Here is a 19,040-nt window from a genome sequence, read left to right as displayed (position 1 = left end):
GGGCAACGGGCGATGACCAGTCCGTCCGCCCGCATATGCGTGCTACAGCCTGGGGTCGATGGGATCCGATTCGAGCGCCAGGATCGCGAACACCGCCTCGTGCACCTTCCAGAGCGGTTCGCCTCTGGCGACCCGGTGCAGCGACTCGATCCCGAGCGCGTACTCGCGCCCCGCGAGCGAGCGCTTCTGCCCCGTGTTCCGCTCCCGGAGCCGGGCGAGATCCTGCTCCTCCGCGTAACCCGGCCCGTAGATGATCCGCAGGTACTCGCGCCCTCTGACCTTGATTCCGGGCTGCACCAGCCCCTTCGAGGTCCGGGTGAGGTTGGCGAACGGCTTCACCACCATGCCCTCCCCGCCGCGCTCGGTCAGGTCCAGCCACCACCGCACCGCCCGCTCGACCGCCGCGGGATCGCTGAGATCCACGCGCAGCCGACCCGTCGCATGGAACAGCTCAGGGGCCGCACCGACCAGGCGGTCGGCGATCCCGAGGTGCCAGCCGTGATCGGTCTTCTCATAGGTCTTGTCGCCTGCCGCGAGCACCTGGAACGGCGCGAACCGCACCTCGCCCGGCTGCCCGACGTATCGACGATAGGTGTCGCGGAACCGCTCGAGATCGGCATGGCGCGAGGCCATCCGTGCCGAGATCGCCCGCACGTCCAGACCGGACGCCTCCGCTGCGGCGAGCGCCTGCTCCGCAGCGGTCGTCGCCGCGAGACCCGATGCCGCCGCCGAGGCGTAGAGATCCCGGATCAGGTCACCGGCCTTCAGCGACCACGGCAGCATCTCCCCGTCCAGCAGCACCCACTCGGCCCCGAGCTCCTCCCAGACTCCCGCGGTGTCGAGCGCGGCGTGCATCCGCTCGAGCATCGCGGATTCCTCGTCTCGCCCGAAGAACGGCCGGCCGGTTCGCGTGTAGATGGTGCCGCGCCACGCCTCCGGCGCATCGAAGCGTGCCGGATCCCGCGCGAGAAGCGCCGTCGCCCGCGAGCCCATGTGCTTCTCCTCGCAGATGACCTCCGTGATGCCCTCCGCGAGGAAGTACTCGAAAGCCTCGCGCGGGTGCTCGAGGTACCCGGGAACCGACGAGCTCTTCGGGGGCGACATCGTCGGCGGCAGGTAGAGCAGTCGGCGCGGATCGATCGCCCAGCGGCTCATGGTCTCGAGGCCCCCGGCGGACTGGCGCTCATTGATCCCGATGCGACCGTGCGTGCTCGTCTCGACGCGCAGTCGCCCCTGGACGTCGTCGAGGCGCAGGATGCCCGGCTCCCGTTCAGGGTTGAGCGCTTCGAGCGGGCGGATCGGTTCGGCCCAGGTCTGCTCCGCGGGGACCTGGACCACCTCGCGCTCGGGGTAGCGCATGGCCGAGAGGGAGCCCCCGAAAACGCAGCCGGTGTCGAGGCACGCCGTGTTGTTCGTCCACACGAGCGCGGGGACGGGCGTGTGCCCGTACAGCACCGCGGCGCGACCGCGGTAGTCGTTGGCCCAGGGCAGGCGGATCGGCAGGCCGTGCTCGTCGGTCTCGCCGGTCACGTCGCCGTAGAGCGCGTACTCGCGCACCCGGCCCGAGGCCCGCCCGTGGTACTGCTCCTTGAGCCCGGCGTGCGCGACGACGAGCTCGCCGCTGTCGAGCACTAGGTGGGAGATCAGCCCGTCGCAGAACGTCAGCACCTCGTCCCGGAACTCGGCCGTCTCGCCCGAGAGCTGCGCGAGCGTCTCGGCGAGCCCGTGCCCGGTCGACACCTTGGCGCCCCTGAGCGCACGCACGAGCTTGGCCTCGTGATTGCCGGGAACCGCCAGCGCGTGCTCAGCCGCCACCATCCCCATCGCCAGGCGCAGCACACCCGGTGAATCCGGTCCGCGATCCACGAGGTCGCCCAGGAAGATGACGCGCCGCCCCTCCGGATGGCTGGCGTCGACCGGCCGACCGGCCGTGTCGCGCACGAGTTCGTACCCGAGCTCGGTCAGCAGCGCCTCCAGCTCGCTCCGGCACCCGTGAACATCGCCGATCACGTCGAAGGGGCCCCGATCCCAGCTGCGGTCGTTCAACAGCGGTTCGCGCACGATCGTCGCGGCGTCGACCTGCTCCTCGCTGCGCAGGGTATGCACCCGGCGGAAGCCCTCGCGGCCGAGGTTGCGAAGGCTGCGCCGGAGCTGATCGCTCTGCCGTTTCACGACCCCCGGGGCGACCCCGCGGGCGCTGCCGGCGGCGGTGCGCTCGGCGTTTCGGGCCACGCACAGCGACTCCGGGAGATCGAAGACGATCGCGACCGGCAGCACGTCGTGCCGACGCGCGAGCGCGACGAGTTCTCTGCGCGCGCTCGGCTGCACGCTGGTGGCGTCGACCACGGTCAGGAGTCCGGCTTCGAGCCGTTTGCCCGCGACGAACTGCAACGCGGCGAACGCGGCCGAGGTCGCCGCCTGGTCCGTCTCGTCGTTGGACACCATCCCCCGGAACGTGTCGCTCGACAGCACCTCGTACTCGCCGAAGTGGCGGCGCGCAAACGTCGATTTCCCGGAGCCTGAGGCGCCGATCAGCACGACGAGCGACATCTTGGGGAGCGCGAGCGCGAAATCCGGGGCGGTACCGGACGCCGCGTCGGGTCTGCGCGGTGCGGTGCTCATCACGCGGCCTCCCTTCGGAAGAGCGCCAGTTGGGTCGGTGCGCCGCAGTCGGGATGCTCGCCGCCGATCGGCCGGAACCCGACGGAGTAGCCGCGGCGCTCCGCGACGCCCTCCGCCCAGGCCCGGAACTCGGCGCGGGTCCACTCGAAGCGGTGGTCGTCGTGGCGCGCGCCGCCGTGCTCGAGGTCCGGGTACAGGCGGTTGTACTCGACGTTCGGGGTGGTCACGATCACCGCGCCCGGCCGCGCGCAGACGAAGACGGAGTCCTCCAGCGCGTCCAGGCGCGAGGGATCGACGTGCTCGATGACCTCCATCAGCACCATGGCGTCGAAGCCCTGCAGTCGCGTGTCGCGGTAGACCACCGAGCCGTGGAGGAGTTCGATGCGCTCCCGCTGGACATCCGAGGCACGGTCGAGCTTCAGAGCTCTTGCCGCCTGCTCGAGCGAGCGGGCGGAGACATCGCTGCCGACGATCCGCGTGAAGGATCGGTCCCCCGCCAGCCTCGTCAGCAGGGCGCCGGGGCCGCACCCCATGTCGATCACCGTGTGCGCACGCACCTCGTGCAGCACGTCAAGCACCGCCTCTGCCCGCTGGATCCGGAGCGGGACACCCTGCGTTGCAGCATCGGGTTGCTCCCGGGTGCCGGTGACCGTCTGCGGTCTCACCGCGGAGGCCTCATCGCGGGCCGGGTCCTCGGGAGCGAGATCTTGCGCAGCCTCCGACCTGGCGACGAGATCGCGCTGATTGAGGAGATAGCGGCGAGTGATCAGCTCGCGCTCAGGGTGGGTCGCCAACCACCCGTCTCCCGCTCGCGTTAGCTTCTCGACCTCGGCGTCGCCCACCCAGTAGTGCTTGGAGTCGTCGAGCACGGGCAGCAGCACGTAGAGCTGGCGCAGTGCGTGCGAGAGCGGAACGATCCCTCGCAGTTCCACCGATCGGTACCGCGACGCTCCCCACTCCGGGAACGCGGGGTCGAGTGGAACGACGTCCTCCGCGTACTGCCAGCCGCACCCCTCGAAGAGCCGTCGGGCGAGATCCCTCTGGTTGCCTCCCGCGGACACGACCGGAATCTCGATGTGCAGCGGCATGGGAGACGCAGCCAGTTCGGGGAAGGCTTCGCTCCGGCCGCTCATCGCCGATCGAAACACCGTTCCGATCGCGACGGCGAGCATGCTGGAAGCCGCGTAGGGACGATCGTTCACGTAGTGCCCGAGCGACATCGGGTCGCCGCGAAACCGCTTGCTGCGGACGAGCCCGACCGGATCCACCTCGAGCAGCATGGCGACGGTGCAGCGCTCGGGGGTCACCTCGGGGTAGAAGACGTGGATGTCGCCCACGGGTGCCGAGAACGTCTGAACGCGCTCCGGGTGCTTGCGGAGAAGATGGCTGAGCGCAGTGGCGTCCGCTGCGTGGGACTCGGACGCGGTAGCCGCCCCGTTCTCGAGTCGCATCCCGGGTTCGTAGCTCAGCGTCACCAGCATCTGCGTTCCTCTCGCGTCGCCCTCGTGGAACGATACCAGTCGCTCGGTGCGTGCTCCGCAGGGCGGGGACCGAGCGCCGTGCGGTACGGCGCTGCTGCACCGCCCGGGGCGGGCGCTGCTGATCTGACGTGGATCTCTAGACTTTGCGACGCCCCTCGAAGGCACGACCGAGGGTCACCTCGTCGGCGAACTCGAGATCGCCGCCCACCGGCAGGCCCGAGGCGAGGCGCGACACGGGCACCTCGATGCTCGTGAGCAGACGCGAGAGATATGCGGCCGTCGCCTCGCCCTCGAGGTTCGGGTCGGTGGCGAGGATCACCTCTCGCACCGCCTCATCGCCGGTTCCCGCGTTCAGTCGGCGCATGAGGGCGGGGATGCTGAGGTCGTCCGGGCCGATGCCGTCGATCGGGCTGATCGCGCCGCCCAGCACGTGGTAGAGGCCTCGGAACTGCCGGGTGCGCTCGATCGCGACCACGTCCTTGGGCTCCTCTACGACGCAGATGAGGGTCTGGTCGCGCCGAGGATCGCGGCAGATCGAGCACCGCTCCTGCTCGGTGATGTTGCCGCACACCTCGCAGAAGCGCACCTTCTCGCGCACTTCGGAGAGCAGCTCGGCGAGGCGCGAGACGTCGAAGTTCTGCGTCTGCAGAATGTGGAAGGCGATGCGCTGCGCCGACTTCGGACCGATGCCGGGCAGCCTGCCGAACTCGTCGATCAGGTCTTGGACGATGCCGTCGTACACGGTGTCTCCTCGCGGAATCGGTCTGCTGTGGGCGGGTGGGGCGGCGCAGCGCGGTCAGGCGCAGTGCCCGTCATTGGCTCGGAGGGAGTGGGCGCTCCTCGAGGAATCTCGCACCGAGGACCTCTCGCACGACGGCCTCGCCGTACCGGGTGAAGGCGGGGGCGGCGCGCTTCGGCTGCGCGGGATCGCCGGGTGCCCCGGCCGCGGGGCCATCCGAGTCGGACCCGCCGGCGGCCACCGGTGCCGGCGGCACAGGTGTGGAGGACGCCGGTGCGGAGGACGCCGGTGCGGAAGACGCCGGTGCGGACGCGGCGACCGTCGGTGCAGCAGCCGCGGGAGGTGCGGCGGCCGGGATCGCGGCGCTGCCGCTCGCGCCGGCGTAGGGATCGCCGCCCTCGTAGGGGTCGTCGTACGGGTCGGAGTCGCCGTAGGCACCGTCGGCGCCGTCGTCATAGGCGCCATCACCGTAAGCACTGTCGTCGGAGGCACCGGACCCCGCCGGCCTCGCCGTTTCCGTCGCGTCTGCCGGATGCGCCTGTTCCGCGACCGCGGCACTGAACTCGCTCGTCTCGGGCCGCTTCGGATCCGAGGGGTGCTCACCCGCCGGGTTCGGCACCGGCCCGCTCGGCGCGACGGGCTCCCGATCGGCTGCTGCTCGATCGCCCGGTTCGGGATCGGGCCGCGCCTCATCGGAGACGGCGGTCGTCGCGGGTTCGGCGGGAACCGGCCCCGCCCAGCCCGGCGCGGCGAGGGCCGGACCGAGCGCGCTCAGCCTCGCGGCGGCACGCTGCACGGGGTCGCTCATGTCGACCGCGGGCGCATCGGTTGGGCCGGCTCGGTGAGGCTCCTCTGCGTCGGGCTGCGGTGGCCGCTGCTGTCCGCCCGGGCCTTCGCCCGGCGCGGCGCCCTCGCGCGCGGCGACGCGCTTCGGCACGTACTTCACGCTCACGCCGATGGCGGCGTGGATCGTATCGCGAAGCGGTCCGGCACCCGCGGCCTTGAACGCGGCCAGGTCGGACTGCGAGGCGAGCCCGACGCTGAGCACGTCGCCCTCCAGCGCGAGCGGCGTCACAGCGCGCACGGCGTTCCAGGCGTCGCGGTCCTGCTGCAGGATCTCCTCGAGCAGCTCGGGCCAGAGTTCGACCAGGTCGTCGAACCCGCCGGAGGCTGCTTCGTCGTGCTCCGCGGAATCGTCCGCCGTCTCCGAAGGCTGATCGAGGGCGGGCGCCCCGTCGGGCTCGGGAGCAGGAGCCTGCGCGGATGCTGCGCCCGGGGCCGGGGCCTCGGGGGCTTCGGGTCCGGGCGATTCGGGCGGCTGCGGAGCGGCCCGAACCGGCGCGGGCGGCTCGGAGCCGATACTCGCGATGTCGGCCGCGCTGAGCACGTCCGAGATGGGCCTCCCGAAGGAGGCCGCGGCCTCGTTCGGATGGCGCTCGGCCGAAGAACCCGGAGCCGCAGAACTCGGCCCCGAAGAACTCGGCCCTGAAGAGCTCGGAGCCGAGGGACTCGGAGCCGACGAGCTCGCAGGGGGCTGCTCGGCCGGTCGCGGCGCTTGCTCGGCCTGAGGATCCGATGCGCCCTGCTGGAGCGCGGCACCGGCCGGGTCCTCGCGCAGGAAGCTCCGGATCGAGGCCGCGGTCTCGGCTGCGTTCGGCGCCTGCGGCCCCGGATCGGCCGCGGGCTGCGGTTGCTGCTGCGACTGGACCCGCTCTGCCTCTGCAGCCTGCGGCTCGTTCACCGCGCTGCGCGCTGCGGCGAGGGCCGCGAGCGGGTCGGGCCGCGGTGCCGGCGGTGCCGCGACCGGCCCCGGAGCGCCGACCCGCGGCCCCGCGGCACCGTTGGCGCCGGCCGGCCGAGCGGCCTGCTGCGTGCGCTCCGTCTGCGAGGCGGCCGGTGGCGCGGTGGCGGCGCGACCCGCCGGTGCTGCCGCCGGAGTCTGCGGCGTTCCGCTCTGCACGAGCGCGCGGGCCACCATCAGTTCGAGTTGCAGCCTGGGAGCGGTGGCCCCGGCCATCTTGTCGAGCGCACCGCTCACCACGTCCGCGATGCGCGACAGCTCACCGGGTCCGAAGCTCTGGGCCTGCTCGAACATGCGCGTGAGCTGGTCCTGCGGCACTCCCCGGAACACCGCCGCCGCGCCGTCGACCGTGGTGGCGCTCACGACGATGAGGTCGCGCAGGCGCTCCAGCAGATCCTCGACGAAGCGCCGGGGATCCTGCCCCGTCTGCACCACTCGGTCCGTGGCGCGGAACACCGCGGCGGGATCGTGGGCGCCGAACGCCGCGACCGCGTCGTCGAGCAGTTCGGCGTGCGTGAAGCCGAGCAGCCCGGCCGCGCGCTCGGCGGAGACCAGGTCGCCCTCGGAACCCGCGATGAGCTGGTCGAGGATCGAGAGGGTGTCTCGTGGCGAGCCGCCGCCGGCCCGCACCACGAGCGGCAGCACGCCCGGCTCGACCTGCACGCCCTCGCTGTCGCAGAGCGACTGCACGTAGTCGATGAGCGCACCGGGCGCGATGAGCCGGAACGGGTAGTGATGGGTGCGCGAGCGGATCGTGCCGATGACCTTGTCGGGTTCGGTGGTGGCGAAGACGAACTTCACGTGGGGCGGCGGCTCCTCGACGATCTTGAGCAGCGCGTTGAAGCCGGCCGCCGTGACCATGTGGGCCTCGTCGATGATGAATATCTTGTAGCGGTCGCGGGCGGGTGCGAATACGGCGCGCTCGCGCAGGTCGCGCGCATCGTCGACGCCGCCGTGGCTCGCGGCGTCGATCTCCACGACGTCGAGCGATCCCCCGCCGTCCCGGCTCAGCTCCACGCAGCTGGGGCAGGTGCCGCACGGGGTGTCGGTGGGTCCCTCGGCGCAGTTGAGGCAGCGCGCCAGGATCCGGGCCGAAGTGGTCTTGCCGCAGCCGCGCGGGCCGCTGAAGAGGTAGGCATGGCCGATGCGTCCGGTGCGCAGGGCCGTCATGAGCGGTTCGGTCACCTGCGACTGACCGATCATCTCGGTGAACGTTTCTGGCCGATAACGGCGATACAGTGCGGCAACCACGGGGTCCATGCTACCGGCGACCCCCGACATTCGGCCCGAAGTCGCTCCGACCGGCTCGCGGGGCTCGATCGCGAGCCGAGGAAAACGTTCTCGCGCCCCGTCGGACCGCGATCCGGCACCCGGGAGAGAACGCCGAAGGTACACTGATGCCGTGGATGCGGTGAAGCAGCAGGAGGAAGCCCTTCTCGACGATGTCGACCGGGACATCATCGACGAGCTCCGCGTGGACGGCCGTCTCTCCTTCTCGGAGATCGGCCGCCGGATCGGGTTCTCGGAGCCCACGGTCAGGCAGCGGTACAACCGTCTCGTCTCGCTCGGCATCATCTACGTCGCCGGAATGTACGACGAGACGAAGATCGGCGGGATCGCGGCCCACATCGGCATCCGCGTCTCCGAGGTCCCCGTCGCCCGCGTCGCCCAGGAGATCGCGGATCATCCGCAGGTGAAGTACGTCGCGTGCGCGCTCGGCTACTACGACATCATTCTCGACGTGGTCGCGCAGGACGCGCAGGAGCTCGGCAAGATCGTGCTGCAGGATCTGCGCAGGATTCGCGGCATCTCCGACCTCGAGACGCTCACCGTGCTCGAGGTGATGAAGGACACGTACCTGTGGCAGGGCTTCCGCGAGCCGCTCCCGGCGAATCGCGCGGGGCGGCTTCTCAGCCGTCCGGGTCGCTGATGCTCTGCCCGGCGGTGCCGCGCAGCCCCTCCCAGGTGTAGTCCTTGGCCAGAGAGGTGACGATGATCGGCTGGATCGAGGCCACGCCCGGGTGCCGGCGGATCTCATCCATCAGGTCGATGAGCTGCGGCTGATCTCGGCAGGTCGCCTCGAGATACAGGTCGTGGGATCCCGCGACCAGCGCGACGTGGTTGATCTGGTTGATGCCGAGCAGTCCGTTCGCCACGGAACGCGGGGTCAGATTTCGCACTCGCAGCAGCAGGCGGACGACCTGGTGGCCGAGCAGCAGCGCATTGCACAGTGCGACGATCTGCAGCGCATCGTCCTCCCGCAGTTTCGCGAGACGCGTGCGCACCGTCGACTGCGAGACCCCCAGCTCTTCGGCGAGGGAGGCGAAGCTCCGTCGTCCGTCGCGCGCGAGCATCTCGATGAGCCGCCGATCCAGATCGTCCAGCATGCCGCCCGCCCCTCTCACCGCTGTACCCCAGGGTAGCGGCTCGGGTGAGAGGGGCGCGCGTGAACCCGGCGGAGCGGTCAGCGAGGGTCCAGTTCGCGCACCGCGCGCACCAGCTCGGCGTTGTCCCGCGGCATGGAGCCGTCGGGCATGGTGACCCCGTCCTCGAAGCCGATCCTGGTCTCGCAGCCATCCTCGATCGCGGCTTCGACGACCGGCCAGACCGTCTCGTCGTAGCCGTGGTACAGGATCGGAGCGGTCACGCCCGCGCGACGGAGCGTCGCGGCGATCTCCCGGCACTGCGCGACGGCGAGTTCGGGATCCTCGACCTCGGGTTCGATGAGCACGCGCACGTTGCGGTGCAGCGTCGACGAGGCGAGCAGCGCCGGCACATCGTCCATCGACCACACCGCGGACTCCAGGATCATGCCGCGCTCGAGCACCAGCTCGGCTGCCTCGGCGGCTCCCTCCTCGCAGAACGCGACCGAGGCGAAATCGGGCAGCGCGTCGGCGGGCCAGGCCGCGACGCTCGCCATGCGCTCCTCGTGCGAGGACACCGTCCACAGCCCCGTCGTGGTGCCGATGACGATCCCGGGATCGGCGGCGCGCATGGCGCGCACCCAGGCGCCCACCGCATCCGGGTGGATGGTCTGCTCGCCGTCATCCGCGATCACGTGCGCGTGGACGACGTCGGCGCCCGCCGCGACCGCGGCGAGACTCGCCTCGACGATCTGTTCGGTCGTGCGGGGAACAGCGGGGTGCTCCTCCACGGGGCGACCACCGTTGATGGCGGCTTTCAGCAGCATGGTTGATCCTTTCCAGGGGTTTTCGGGCACGGCGAAGCAGCGGCCTTCGCGGCCGCGCTCGCCGAGGGAGAGTGAGCGGGAGAGGGTCGCCGCTACTGCGGCGTATCGCTTGCGAGCAGCGTTTCGACGGTCGCACTCGCGCCGGTCAGGCTGCCGAGCGGCGCACCGCCGCGGAGCTCCGCGACGAGACCGGGCTCTTCGGCGTCGTCCGCGAGCGCGATGTCGACGATCCGCTCGAGCACATCGACCGGCACCACCAGCACGCCGTTGGCGTCGGCGAGTACCGCGTCGCCGGGGCGGACGACCGTTCCGCCGCAGGTCACCGGGATGTTGACACCGCCGGCGTCGATCCCGTGCAGCTTCGTCGTGAGCATGCTCGTGCCCCGCGCGTGCACGGTGAGCCCGAGCTCATCGATCTCGTCGACGTCGGTCACGACACCGTCGACGACGGCTCCGGCGGCGCCGCGCGCCACGAGCTGGGCCGCGACGACCTCGCCGAGCGGGGCGTGCCGGCGGTCCCCGCCGGTGTCGAGCACCAGGACCTGGCCGGGCTGGATCATTCCCGCGGCGTGGTGGAGGGCCGTGGAATCGGTCGCCGTGGTGCGCACCGTGAAGGCGGTGCCGATGACACGGCCGCCTGCGGCGACGATGCGCCGGATCCCGGGATCGGCGAATCCCTCCTCGAGGTAGTGGCCGAGAGTGGGGAAGCTCAAACGCTCGAGCTTGGCCCGGAGTTCGTCTGGGAGTCCGTTCGGGGTGTCTCCGGTGTGGAAGAACATCGTTGGTTCCTTTCGGGGTCGTTCTGCTACTGGACGCTGTAGGAGAGTTCGATGCGGCGGTTCTCCAGGGCGGGCAGCATGCGCCTGGCGACGCGGGTCCTCTCCTCATCGATATCCGCGATGATCAGGCCCTCACCGTGGGCGTCAGCAGCGGCGACCACCACACCGAGAGGATCGATCACCCGGCTGAGCCCGACGGAGTCCGGCCCGACCGTGCCGGAGGCGATGAACCAGCTCACGTTCTCGATGGCACGGGCCTTCGTCAGCACTTCCCAGTGCTCCTCCTTCCCCTTGCCCGACACCCACGCCGCCGACAGAGAGATGATGTCCACGCCGCGGTCCGCCATGCTGCGGAAGAGCTCGGGGAAGCGCACGTCGTAGCAGTTCGCGATTCCCACGCGAAGGCCGTCGACCTCGATGATCGGCGGAAGCGCGGACCCGCGGGTGACGTAGGCGGATTCCTGGTAGGCGAACGCATCGTAGGTGTGCATCTTGTGGTAGCGGGCGATCTCCTCCCCCGCGGGATCGAAGGCGAGGATCGTGTTGAACGGGCTCCCCGCCTCGTTCGGCTCGTACCCCGCCGCGATGATCGTCACCCCGTGCTCCCGCGCGAGCCCCGCGAGCAGCGCTTCGAAGCGGGGCCACACCTCGCTCAGGATCTCCACCATCCGCGGCTTGATCTCGTCATCGGCCAGCAGCGCCGCCTCCTCGGGGAAGACGACCAGGCGCGCGCCGCGCGACGCGGCCTCCTCGGTGTATCGCTGAATCGTGGCGAAATTGACGTCGGCATCGATGCCGGGGGATGTCTGGGCTACGGCGACTCTCATCGGTTCTCTCTCTGGTGTGCTCGTCGTGCGGTGGTCGGATCAGCGGATGACGATCCGCGCGTCCTCGGGGCGCCAGGCCATGCGCAGCTCCTCCCCGATGGCGAGGCCGGGAAGATCTCGTTCCTTCACGAGGCTCGGCAGAGACACCTTGATCATCGTCTCCGCGTTGACCGCGAGGTGCACGTGCCATTCCTCGCCGAGGAAGGTGAGGGTTTCGACCACACCGGCAACGCCCTCTCCGCCGCGGCGCACGTCGATGCGCTCCGGCCTGAGGAGCAGCGTCGCCGACCGCTCGAGGAGCACGTCCTCGGCCAGCACGCCGGGGAGCACCCCGACGCCGTCGAGGACCGCGCCGACCTCCTGGCCGGTGGATCCTGCCGGCACCGTGACGTCGAGCAGATTGCAGCTGCCGATGAAGCCCGCGACGAAGCGGGTCTCCGGCCTGTTGTAGATGTCCTCGGGCGCAGCGACCTGCTGGACGACGCCCTCCGACATGACCGCGATGCGGTCCGACATCGTGAGCGCCTCCTCCTGATCGTGCGTCACGTAGATGAACGTGATGCCGACCTCGCGCTGCATGCGCTTCAGCTCGTACTGCATCTCCTTCCGGAGCTGCTGGTCGAGCGCCCCGAGAGGCTCGTCGAGCAGCACCACCTTCGGGCCGGAGACCACGGCGCGCGCCAGGGCGACGCGCTGCCGCTGACCGCCCGAGAGCTGGTCGGGTTTCCGGTCCCCGAGGTGGGCGAGCTTCACGAGCTCCAGCGCCTCCTGCGCACGACGGTTGGCTTCTGCCTTGGGCACGCGCCGCACCCGCAGTTCGAAGACCACGTTGTCGAACACCGTGAGGTGGGGAAAGAGCGCGTAGCTCTGGAACAGCATGTTGAGATCGCGGTTGCGCGTCGGCACGGCGGTCACATCGGCGCCGCCGAGCCTGACTCTGCCGCTGCTCGGCGTCTCGAAGCCGGTGATCATCCGCATGAGCGTCGTCTTGCCGCACCCCGAGGGGCCGAGGATCGAGAAGAACTCGTTCTCGCCGATCTCGAGGTCGAGCGGGTGCACCGCGAGGTGCCCGTCGAAGCTCTTCGAGATGCCCTCGATCTCGACGGCCGGTGCGGTGATGGTCGTGGTCTGCGTATTCATGATCCCAATCGCTGTTCGCTCGAATCGACGGGTGCTGGTCAGGAGGCCTTCACCCGGGTCCAGCCGTCCTGGTAGAACTTCATGGCCTCGCCGGGATCGACGATGAAGTCGGCCTGGGCCACCTGCTCCTCGGACGCGTAGACCGCGGCATTCGACAGCAGGCCCTGGTCGCTCACGTGCTCCTGCGCCGCCTGGTTCGCGCTCGCGAGACCACCGTCGTTCGTGGCCATCGCGGCGATCTCCGGACGCAGCAGGAAGCTGATGAACTCGTAAGCCGCATCCTGGTTCGGCGCTCCCTTCGCGATCGCGAGGCCGTCGACCCACAGGCTGCCGCCCTCTTCGGGGATCACGTAGTGGACATGCTCGTTCTCCTCGACGATCTTCGCCGTGCTGGTGCCGCCCCAGGCCTCGGAGATGCAGACGTCGCCGTTCGCGACGAGCTCGCCGTAGTTGGTGGAGTTGTAGCCGGCGAGAATCTTCTTCTGCTCGATGAGCGACTCCGTCGCCCGGGCGATCTCCTGCTCATCGCTGCTGTCGGCACCGTAGCCGTTGACCTGCAGGCCGGCGATGTACGCGGCGAGCATGTTGTCGAGCATGTTCAGCTTGCCATCCCACTTCGGGTCGAAGAGCGACTTCCAGCTCGTGATCTCCTCGCCGCCGGTGCACTCGGAGTTGTACATGAGGCCGGTGGTGCCCCACACCCACGGCACCGAGTATTCGAGGCCGGGATCGTAGCTCGGGTCCTTGAAGGTCTCGGCGATGTTGTCGATGCCCTCGATCTTCGACTTGTCGAGGGGCTCGACCAGCTCCTGTCCGACGAGCTGCTGCACGGCGTACTGGCTCGGCTCGACGATGTCGTAGCCCGAGTTGCCCGCGGCGAGCTTCGAGATCATGGTCTCGTTGCTGTCGAAGTTGTCGACGTTGACCTGGATACCGGTCTCCTCGGTGAACGCGTCGAACACGCTCTGGGGGATCTCGTCGGCCCAGGCGTAGACGTTGAGCTGCTTGGCGCCGCCTTCGGAGCCTCCGCTGCAGCCGGTCAGTGCCAGCGCGGCGACGATGCCGACGGCAGCAAGAGTCTTCTTCTTCATGACGGTTGTCCTTTCGATGGGTGAGATGGAGGGTGAGGCGTGGAACGGAGCGCTACGAGCGGGAGTCGACGAGGATGCGTCGCATCTGCGTGACTCCGACCGCCAGCACGATCACGAGGGTGAGGAGGATGAGCAGTGCGCCGAGCGCGTTGATGCTCGGGGTGAGCCCCGTCTTCAAGCTCGAGTAGATCCGCAGAGGCAGGGTGGTCGATCCGACGCCGCTGAGGAACGTCGACATGACGATGTTGCTGAACGAGGTGGTGAAGCTCAGCAGCCAGGCCGCGATGACCGCGGGTCGGAGGAGGGGGAAGTAGACGCGGGTGAAGGTCTGCCACGGGGTGCAGCCGAGATCGGTCGCAGCCTCCGGCAGGCTCGGATCCAGCATCGCCGCCGAGCTCATGAGCACGAGCGTCGCGAGAGGGAGCGAGACGATGAGGTGGCCGAGCACGAGCGTCGCGATCCCGAGCGGCACCTTCGTGGCGCTGAAGACGCTCAGCAGGGCGACACCCAGCACGATCTCGGGAACGATGAGGGGCAGCGCGATGAGTGCCAGGAGTCCGCCCTTGCCGCGGCCCCGGTACCTGGTCATGCCGAGGGCGAACATGATGCCGATGACCGTCGCGACGGTCGCGGTGAGCACCGCTACGATGGCGCTCGTGCGGAGCGTCTGCATCAGCGCCCCGTCCTGGAAGAGGTCGGCGTACCACTGGAGGGTGAACCCCTCGAAGCGGGTGTTCGTGCCCGCCGCGTTGAACGAGTAGATGATCACTGCGGCGATGGGCACGTAGAGGAAGACGAATACTCCACGGGCGATGCCGTTCACGATGCGGTCCACGGGGCTACGCTCCCTTCTTGTTCGAGGTGCGCTTCAGCAAGAGCCCGATCAGACCCATCGAGAGCACCATGAGCACCAGCAGCACCATCGACACGGCCGCGCCCATCGGCTGGTTGCGGAACTCGGTGTAGAGGGTCACGATGAGGTTGCCCACGAGCGGATCCTTGCCCCCGCCGAGCAGCACCGGGATCACGAACACGCCCATCGTCGGGATGAAGGTGAGGAGGGCCGCACCGAGGATGCCCGGGCTGCTGAGCGGGAGGATCACCCTGCGGTGCACTCCCCACCAGCTGCAGCCGAGATCGGTCGCGGCCTCCTTGAGCGAGGGATCGATCGATCGCATGGATGCGTAGATCGGGAAGATCGCTGTGGGCAGGAAGGCGTACAGCAGGCCGAGGATGACGGCGACGTTGCTCGGGATCATGGAGAATCCGGAGAGGCCGAAGATGCCGAGCACCCCGGCGATCGGTCCGCCCGAACCGAGGATCGTGATCCACGCGAACGTGCGGACCAGGAAGTCGGTCCAGAACGGGATGATGACGAGGAGCAGGAGCAGTCCCTGTCTGCCCTCGGGACGGGACACGATGTAGTACGAGGTGAGGTAGCCGACCACGATGCAGACGACGGTGTTCAGGAGGCCGAGGCCGAGCGAGAACAGGAGCGTCTTGGAATACACCGGATCGAGGAGTTTCGCGTAGTGCTCCAGGGTGAAGCCGCCGGTGATGCCGCCGTAGTTATCGGCGACGGCGAAGCTGTTGCGGGCCACGATGAACAGCGGAAGGATGCCCAGCAGCACGACCGAGGCCAGCCCCGGGATCAACAGCAGGAGCGATCCGCGTTTCGGTCGTTCCTTCCGACCAAGGTGAATCATGCGTGTCGTCGATGTCACGTTGCTCCTTTGCGCTCGCCTTCGGTCTGTGTACATTCACCATCTTGGGCGCGGGGCGAGGGCCGCGCCCCTGAATAGGCTGCGGAATCCGTGGGAGACGCCGCGAATCTTCATGCAGTTCGCGAGGAGGGCCCGCACGGCGCCCTCGAGCAGCCGGCAGGAACGGCGGAAACAGGGGCGGTCCCGCCCCGCAGTCATCCGCTCGCCACTGATTCAGCTCCCGAGCGCGTTCCTCGTCCGGTCCGGGAGTTCACCCCACGAGCTGCCGCGTCTGGCGCGCGATCTCGGCCTCCTCGTCGGTGGGCACGACGAGGACCTCCACGCGGGAGTCGTCTGCGCTGATGCGGCGCGCGCCGCGCTCGGTCGACTCGTTGCGGTCGGCATCGATCCGGATCCCGAACCACTCGAGATCCGCGCACACCTCGGCCCGCAGCGCCGCGTTGTTCTCGCCCACGCCGGCCGTGAACACGATCGTGTCCGCTCCGCCGAGCTCGACGAGATACGCGCCGAGGTAGTGCCGGATCCGGCGCGCATAGAGGTCGATCGCGAGTGCGGCCGCGGCATCGCCCGCCTCGGCCGCCGCGCGCACGTCCCGGAAGTCGTTGGTGCCGGTGAAACCGAGCAGCCCCGACCGTGCGTTGAGCAGCCGGTCGAGATCGTCGACGTCGTATCCCGCGCGCAGCAGGTGCAGCAGTGCGCCCGGATCGATGTCGCCGCTGCGCGTCCCCATCACCAGCCCCTCGAGCGGAGTGAGGCCCATCGAGGTGTCCACCGAGCGCCCGCGGTCGATGGCGCACGCCGAGGCGCCGTTGCCGAGGTGCAGCACGATCTGCCGCAGCTCTCCGACCGGCCGCCCGAGGAACTCCGCTGCCCGACGCGACACCACCTGGTGCGAGATGCCGTGGAACCCGTAGCGTCGCACGCCGTGCTCCGCTGCGACCTCGGGGGCGATCGCGTAGGTGTATGCACTTGGAGGCATGGTCTGATGGAATGCGGTGTCGAACACGGCGACGTGCGGTGCATCGGGGAACAGCGCTCGAGCCGCGACGATGGCCTGGTACTGGCCCGGGTTGTGCAGCGGGGCCAGCGACCCGAGCTGCAGGATCCGCTCCGCCACGGAGTCATCGATCAGCGTGGGCGCCACGAACTCGTCGCCGCCCTGCACCACACGATGCCCGACCGCGGCGATCCCGAGGCTCTCGACCCATGCGCCCTGCCGGGCGAAGGCCGCCACCATCGCCTCGAACGCCGCGGTGTGGTCCGCCGCCGCGATCGCCAGCTCCTCCTCCCGCGCGCCGCGGTGCACGATGCGCCCCTCCGGCTCGCCGATGCGCTCGACGAGACCGGAGGCGAACCGCTCGCCGCTCGCCGGGTCGACCAGCTGGTACTTGATCGATGACGATCCGGCGTTGATCACCAGGATGTGGCTCATTCTGCTCCTCGATTTCGACTCCGCTGCGCGCCGCTCAATCGGCGGAGGGAGCCCGATGGCGCCCGCCCGCCTGCACGGCGGTGATCGCGACGGTGTTGAGGATGTCCTCGACTGTGGCCCCGCGCGAGAGGTCGTTGACGGGTTTCGCGAGCCCCTGGAGCACCGGCCCCACCGCCACGGCCCCGGCCGAGCGCTGCACCGCCTTGTAGGTGTTGTTCCCCGTATTCAGATCGGGGAATATGAAGACCGTGGCGCGACCGGCGACCTCGGATCCGGGCAGCTTCGCAGCGGCCGTCTCGGGATCGCTCGCGGCGTCGTACTGGATCGGCCCCTCGAGGAGCAGATCCGGTCGTGCGGCCCGTGCCAGTGCGGTGGCCTCCCGCACCTTGTCGACGTCGGCGCCCGATCCCGACTCGCCTGTCGAGTAGGAGAGCATCGCGATCCTCGGCTCGACGCCGAACTGCACGGCGGTATCGGCGGACGAGACCGCGATATCGGCCAGCTGGGCCGCGGACGGGTCCGGGTTGACCGCGCAGTCCCCGTAGACCAGCACCCGATCGGCGAGCGCCATGAAGAACACGCTCGAAACCACCGAGACCCCCGGCCGGGTCTTGATGATCTCGAGGCTCGGCCTGATCGTGTGGGCGGTCGTGTTCGCCGCGCCGGAGACCATGCCGTCCGCCAGGTCGAGGTGCACCATCATCGTGCCGAAGTAGCTGCCGTCGGCCATCGCATCCCTGGCCTGCTCCAGCGTGACTCCCCGGTGAGCCCGCAGCCGGGTGTACTCGGCGGCGAACCGTTCGCGCAGCGGCGACGTCGCGGGATCGATCACCTCCGCCGCATCGATCGTCAGGCCGAGCTCACCGCCGCGCTTGCGCACGGCCGCTTCCTCTCCGAGGATCGTGAGACGCACCGTGCCCCGGGCGAGCAGCGTGCTCGCGGCGCGCAGGATCCGGTCGTCGTGGCCCTCCGGCAGCACGATGTGCGCGTCAGCCTCGGCAGCTCTGGCGAAGAGCTCGTAGGCGAACATGACGGGTGTGCGCACGCCGCCGCGGTGCAAGCGCAGACGCTCGCGCAGCGTCGCTCCGTCGACGTGCTGCGCGAACAGGGCGAGCGCGGTATCGAACTTGGCCGGCGACTCCTCCGTCAGCAGCCCTCTGGCCCGGGAGATGCGCCGAGCCGTGTCGAAGGTGCCGAAGCGGGTGCGCACCACCGGCAGCGTGGAGTCGATGCCGTCGAGCAGCCGTTCCACCGCGGCGGGCAGCTCGAAATCGCCGTTGAGCACCACCGCCGCGATCGTGGGGAACGTCGGCGCCTCGTGCGCCATGGTCACCGCGAGCAGGGTCTCCGAGCGATCCGCCGCGATCACCACCGCCGAGCCCTCGAGCAGCCGGGGCAGCACATTCTCCATCGACATGCCCGCGACGACCACGTCGCGCACCTCGCGCACCAGCAGGTCCGAACCGCCGCGCACCAGCCGGCCGTCCACCGCCTCGATCACCCCGGAGACCGGCGGTGCGACCAGCAGCAGCTCCTCGGGCACCGCCCACACCGGCATGCCGGCCGGCAGCACCTCGGACACCGCGCGCTCGATCTCGGGCAGGCGTTGCGGATCCGCCCGGTTCACGAGCGCCGCGAGCACGGTCGCGTGCTCGTCGCGCAGCTCGGCGACCCCCAGCTCGGCGATCTGGGCGATCTCGTCCGGCGTACGTGCGGGCTGCTGACCCAGGTGCTCGGCCTCCTCGTTGGAGCGGCCGCCCAGCACCAGCAGCACCGGGGTGTCGAGGTTGGCGGCGATCCTCGCGTTGAAGGCCAGCTCCGTCGGCGCGGCGACGTCGGTGAAGTCCGAACCCACCACCATCACGGCGTCGCAGTGCTCCTGCAGTTCGCGATACGCGGCGACGATACGCACCATCGCGGTCTCGGGATCGGCGTGCGCGTCCTCGTAGGTGACCCCGATGCAGGCCTCGTAGGCCACCTCTGCCGTCGCCCGGGTGCGCAGCAGTTCGAGTACCCGGTCCCGCCCGCCGGAGGAGCGGATGAGCGGGCGGAAGACGCCCACCCGCGGGGCATCGGCGAGGAGCGCGTCGAGCACCCCGAGGGCGACGGCGCTCTTCCCGGTGCGGCCTTCGGCCGAGGTCAGGTAGATGCTTGCAGCCACGCCCTCAAGCCTATTGCCCCAGCCCCAGCTCCGGCGAGCGGAGACCGTACTCG

15 protein-coding genes are annotated in these 19,040 nt (G+C 69.9%); 1 reads left to right on the top strand and 14 read right to left on the bottom strand.

Annotated features, from left to right (window positions below; genetic code table 11):
- Positions 1-42: 42 nt before the first annotated feature.
- The 4 genes from AMS65_RS13555 to AMS65_RS13540 all read right to left on the bottom strand — a co-directional run bounded on the left by AMS65_RS13555 (position 43) and on the right by AMS65_RS13540 (position 7,894).
- Positions 43-2,622, bottom strand: a complete 2,580-nt coding sequence (locus tag AMS65_RS13555; RefSeq protein ID WP_053384720.1) for a polynucleotide kinase-phosphatase — start codon at positions 2,620-2,622, stop codon at positions 43-45.
- Positions 2,622-4,103 (bottom strand): 3' terminal RNA ribose 2'-O-methyltransferase Hen1, encoded by a 1,482-nt coding sequence (locus tag AMS65_RS13550; protein WP_083451709.1) that lies wholly within the window; start codon positions 4,101-4,103, stop codon positions 2,622-2,624. The genes AMS65_RS13555 and AMS65_RS13550 overlap by 1 nt, the downstream gene beginning before the upstream one ends.
- A 136-nt stretch (positions 4,104-4,239) precedes the next feature.
- Positions 4,240-4,845 (bottom strand): recombination mediator RecR, encoded by a 606-nt coding sequence (gene recR / locus AMS65_RS13545; RefSeq protein WP_053384719.1) that lies wholly within the window; start codon positions 4,843-4,845, stop codon positions 4,240-4,242.
- Positions 4,846-4,915: 70 nt separating this feature from the next.
- On the bottom strand, positions 4,916-7,894 hold the full coding sequence (locus AMS65_RS13540; RefSeq protein ID WP_394324729.1) for a DNA polymerase III subunit gamma and tau: 2,979 nt from the start codon (positions 7,892-7,894) through the stop codon (positions 4,916-4,918).
- A gap of 151 nt (positions 7,895-8,045) precedes the next feature.
- On the opposite strand from AMS65_RS13540, the gene AMS65_RS13535 reads away from it, so the two are divergent.
- Entirely contained in the window at positions 8,046-8,573 is a 528-nt protein-coding gene (locus AMS65_RS13535) for an Lrp/AsnC family transcriptional regulator (protein ID WP_053384717.1), read from the top strand.
- Here AMS65_RS13535 and AMS65_RS13530 read toward each other — a convergent pair.
- The 10 genes from AMS65_RS13530 to pta all read right to left on the bottom strand — a co-directional run bounded on the left by AMS65_RS13530 (position 8,554) and on the right by pta (position 18,987).
- The gene (locus AMS65_RS13530) at positions 8,554-9,030 is read right to left on the bottom strand and encodes an Lrp/AsnC family transcriptional regulator (RefSeq protein ID WP_053384716.1); all 477 of its coding nucleotides are present in this window, start codon (positions 9,028-9,030) and stop codon (positions 8,554-8,556) included. The two genes, AMS65_RS13535 and AMS65_RS13530, sit on opposite strands and share 20 nt — an antisense overlap.
- A 77-nt stretch (positions 9,031-9,107) precedes the next feature.
- Positions 9,108-9,833 carry a 3-keto-5-aminohexanoate cleavage protein gene (locus AMS65_RS13525; protein ID WP_053384715.1) on the bottom strand — a complete coding sequence of 242 codons (726 nt, stop codon included), beginning with the start codon at positions 9,831-9,833 and terminating at the stop codon, positions 9,108-9,110.
- A gap of 92 nt (positions 9,834-9,925) precedes the next feature.
- A complete protein-coding gene (locus tag AMS65_RS13520; RefSeq protein ID WP_053384714.1) occupies positions 9,926-10,612 on the bottom strand; it encodes an RraA family protein in 687 nt (228 codons plus the stop codon).
- A gap of 26 nt (positions 10,613-10,638) precedes the next feature.
- Positions 10,639-11,439, bottom strand: coding sequence for a carbon-nitrogen hydrolase family protein (locus tag AMS65_RS13515; protein WP_053384713.1), 801 nt, complete (start codon positions 11,437-11,439; stop codon positions 10,639-10,641).
- Positions 11,440-11,478: 39 nt separating this feature from the next.
- A complete protein-coding gene (locus tag AMS65_RS13510; protein ID WP_053384712.1) occupies positions 11,479-12,579 on the bottom strand; it encodes an ABC transporter ATP-binding protein in 1,101 nt (366 codons plus the stop codon).
- 38 nt (positions 12,580-12,617) lie between these two features.
- Positions 12,618-13,670, bottom strand: a complete 1,053-nt coding sequence (locus AMS65_RS13505) for an ABC transporter substrate-binding protein (RefSeq protein WP_053384711.1) — start codon at positions 13,668-13,670, stop codon at positions 12,618-12,620.
- Between the two features lie 52 nt (positions 13,671-13,722).
- Positions 13,723-14,505 carry an ABC transporter permease gene (locus AMS65_RS13500; RefSeq protein ID WP_053384710.1) on the bottom strand — a complete coding sequence of 261 codons (783 nt, stop codon included), beginning with the start codon at positions 14,503-14,505 and terminating at the stop codon, positions 13,723-13,725.
- Positions 14,506-14,509: 4 nt separating this feature from the next.
- Positions 14,510-15,394, bottom strand: a complete 885-nt coding sequence (locus AMS65_RS13495) for an ABC transporter permease (RefSeq protein ID WP_241489452.1) — start codon at positions 15,392-15,394, stop codon at positions 14,510-14,512.
- Between the two features lie 250 nt (positions 15,395-15,644).
- Positions 15,645-16,826: an acetate/propionate family kinase gene (locus tag AMS65_RS13490; protein WP_053384708.1), complete on the bottom strand. Its 1,182-nt coding sequence runs from the start codon at positions 16,824-16,826 to the stop codon at positions 15,645-15,647.
- 34 nt (positions 16,827-16,860) lie between these two features.
- The gene (gene pta / locus AMS65_RS13485) at positions 16,861-18,987 is read right to left on the bottom strand and encodes a phosphate acetyltransferase (RefSeq protein ID WP_053384707.1); all 2,127 of its coding nucleotides are present in this window, start codon (positions 18,985-18,987) and stop codon (positions 16,861-16,863) included.
- Between the last annotated feature and the right edge of the window lie 53 nt (positions 18,988-19,040).

The organism is Leucobacter celer subsp. astrifaciens (assembly GCF_001273835.1).
Classification (GTDB): domain Bacteria; phylum Actinomycetota; class Actinomycetes; order Actinomycetales; family Microbacteriaceae; genus Leucobacter; species Leucobacter celer.
The sequence above is the reverse complement of the archived record's forward strand: the minus strand, read 5'-3'. Positions and strand labels throughout refer to the sequence as shown.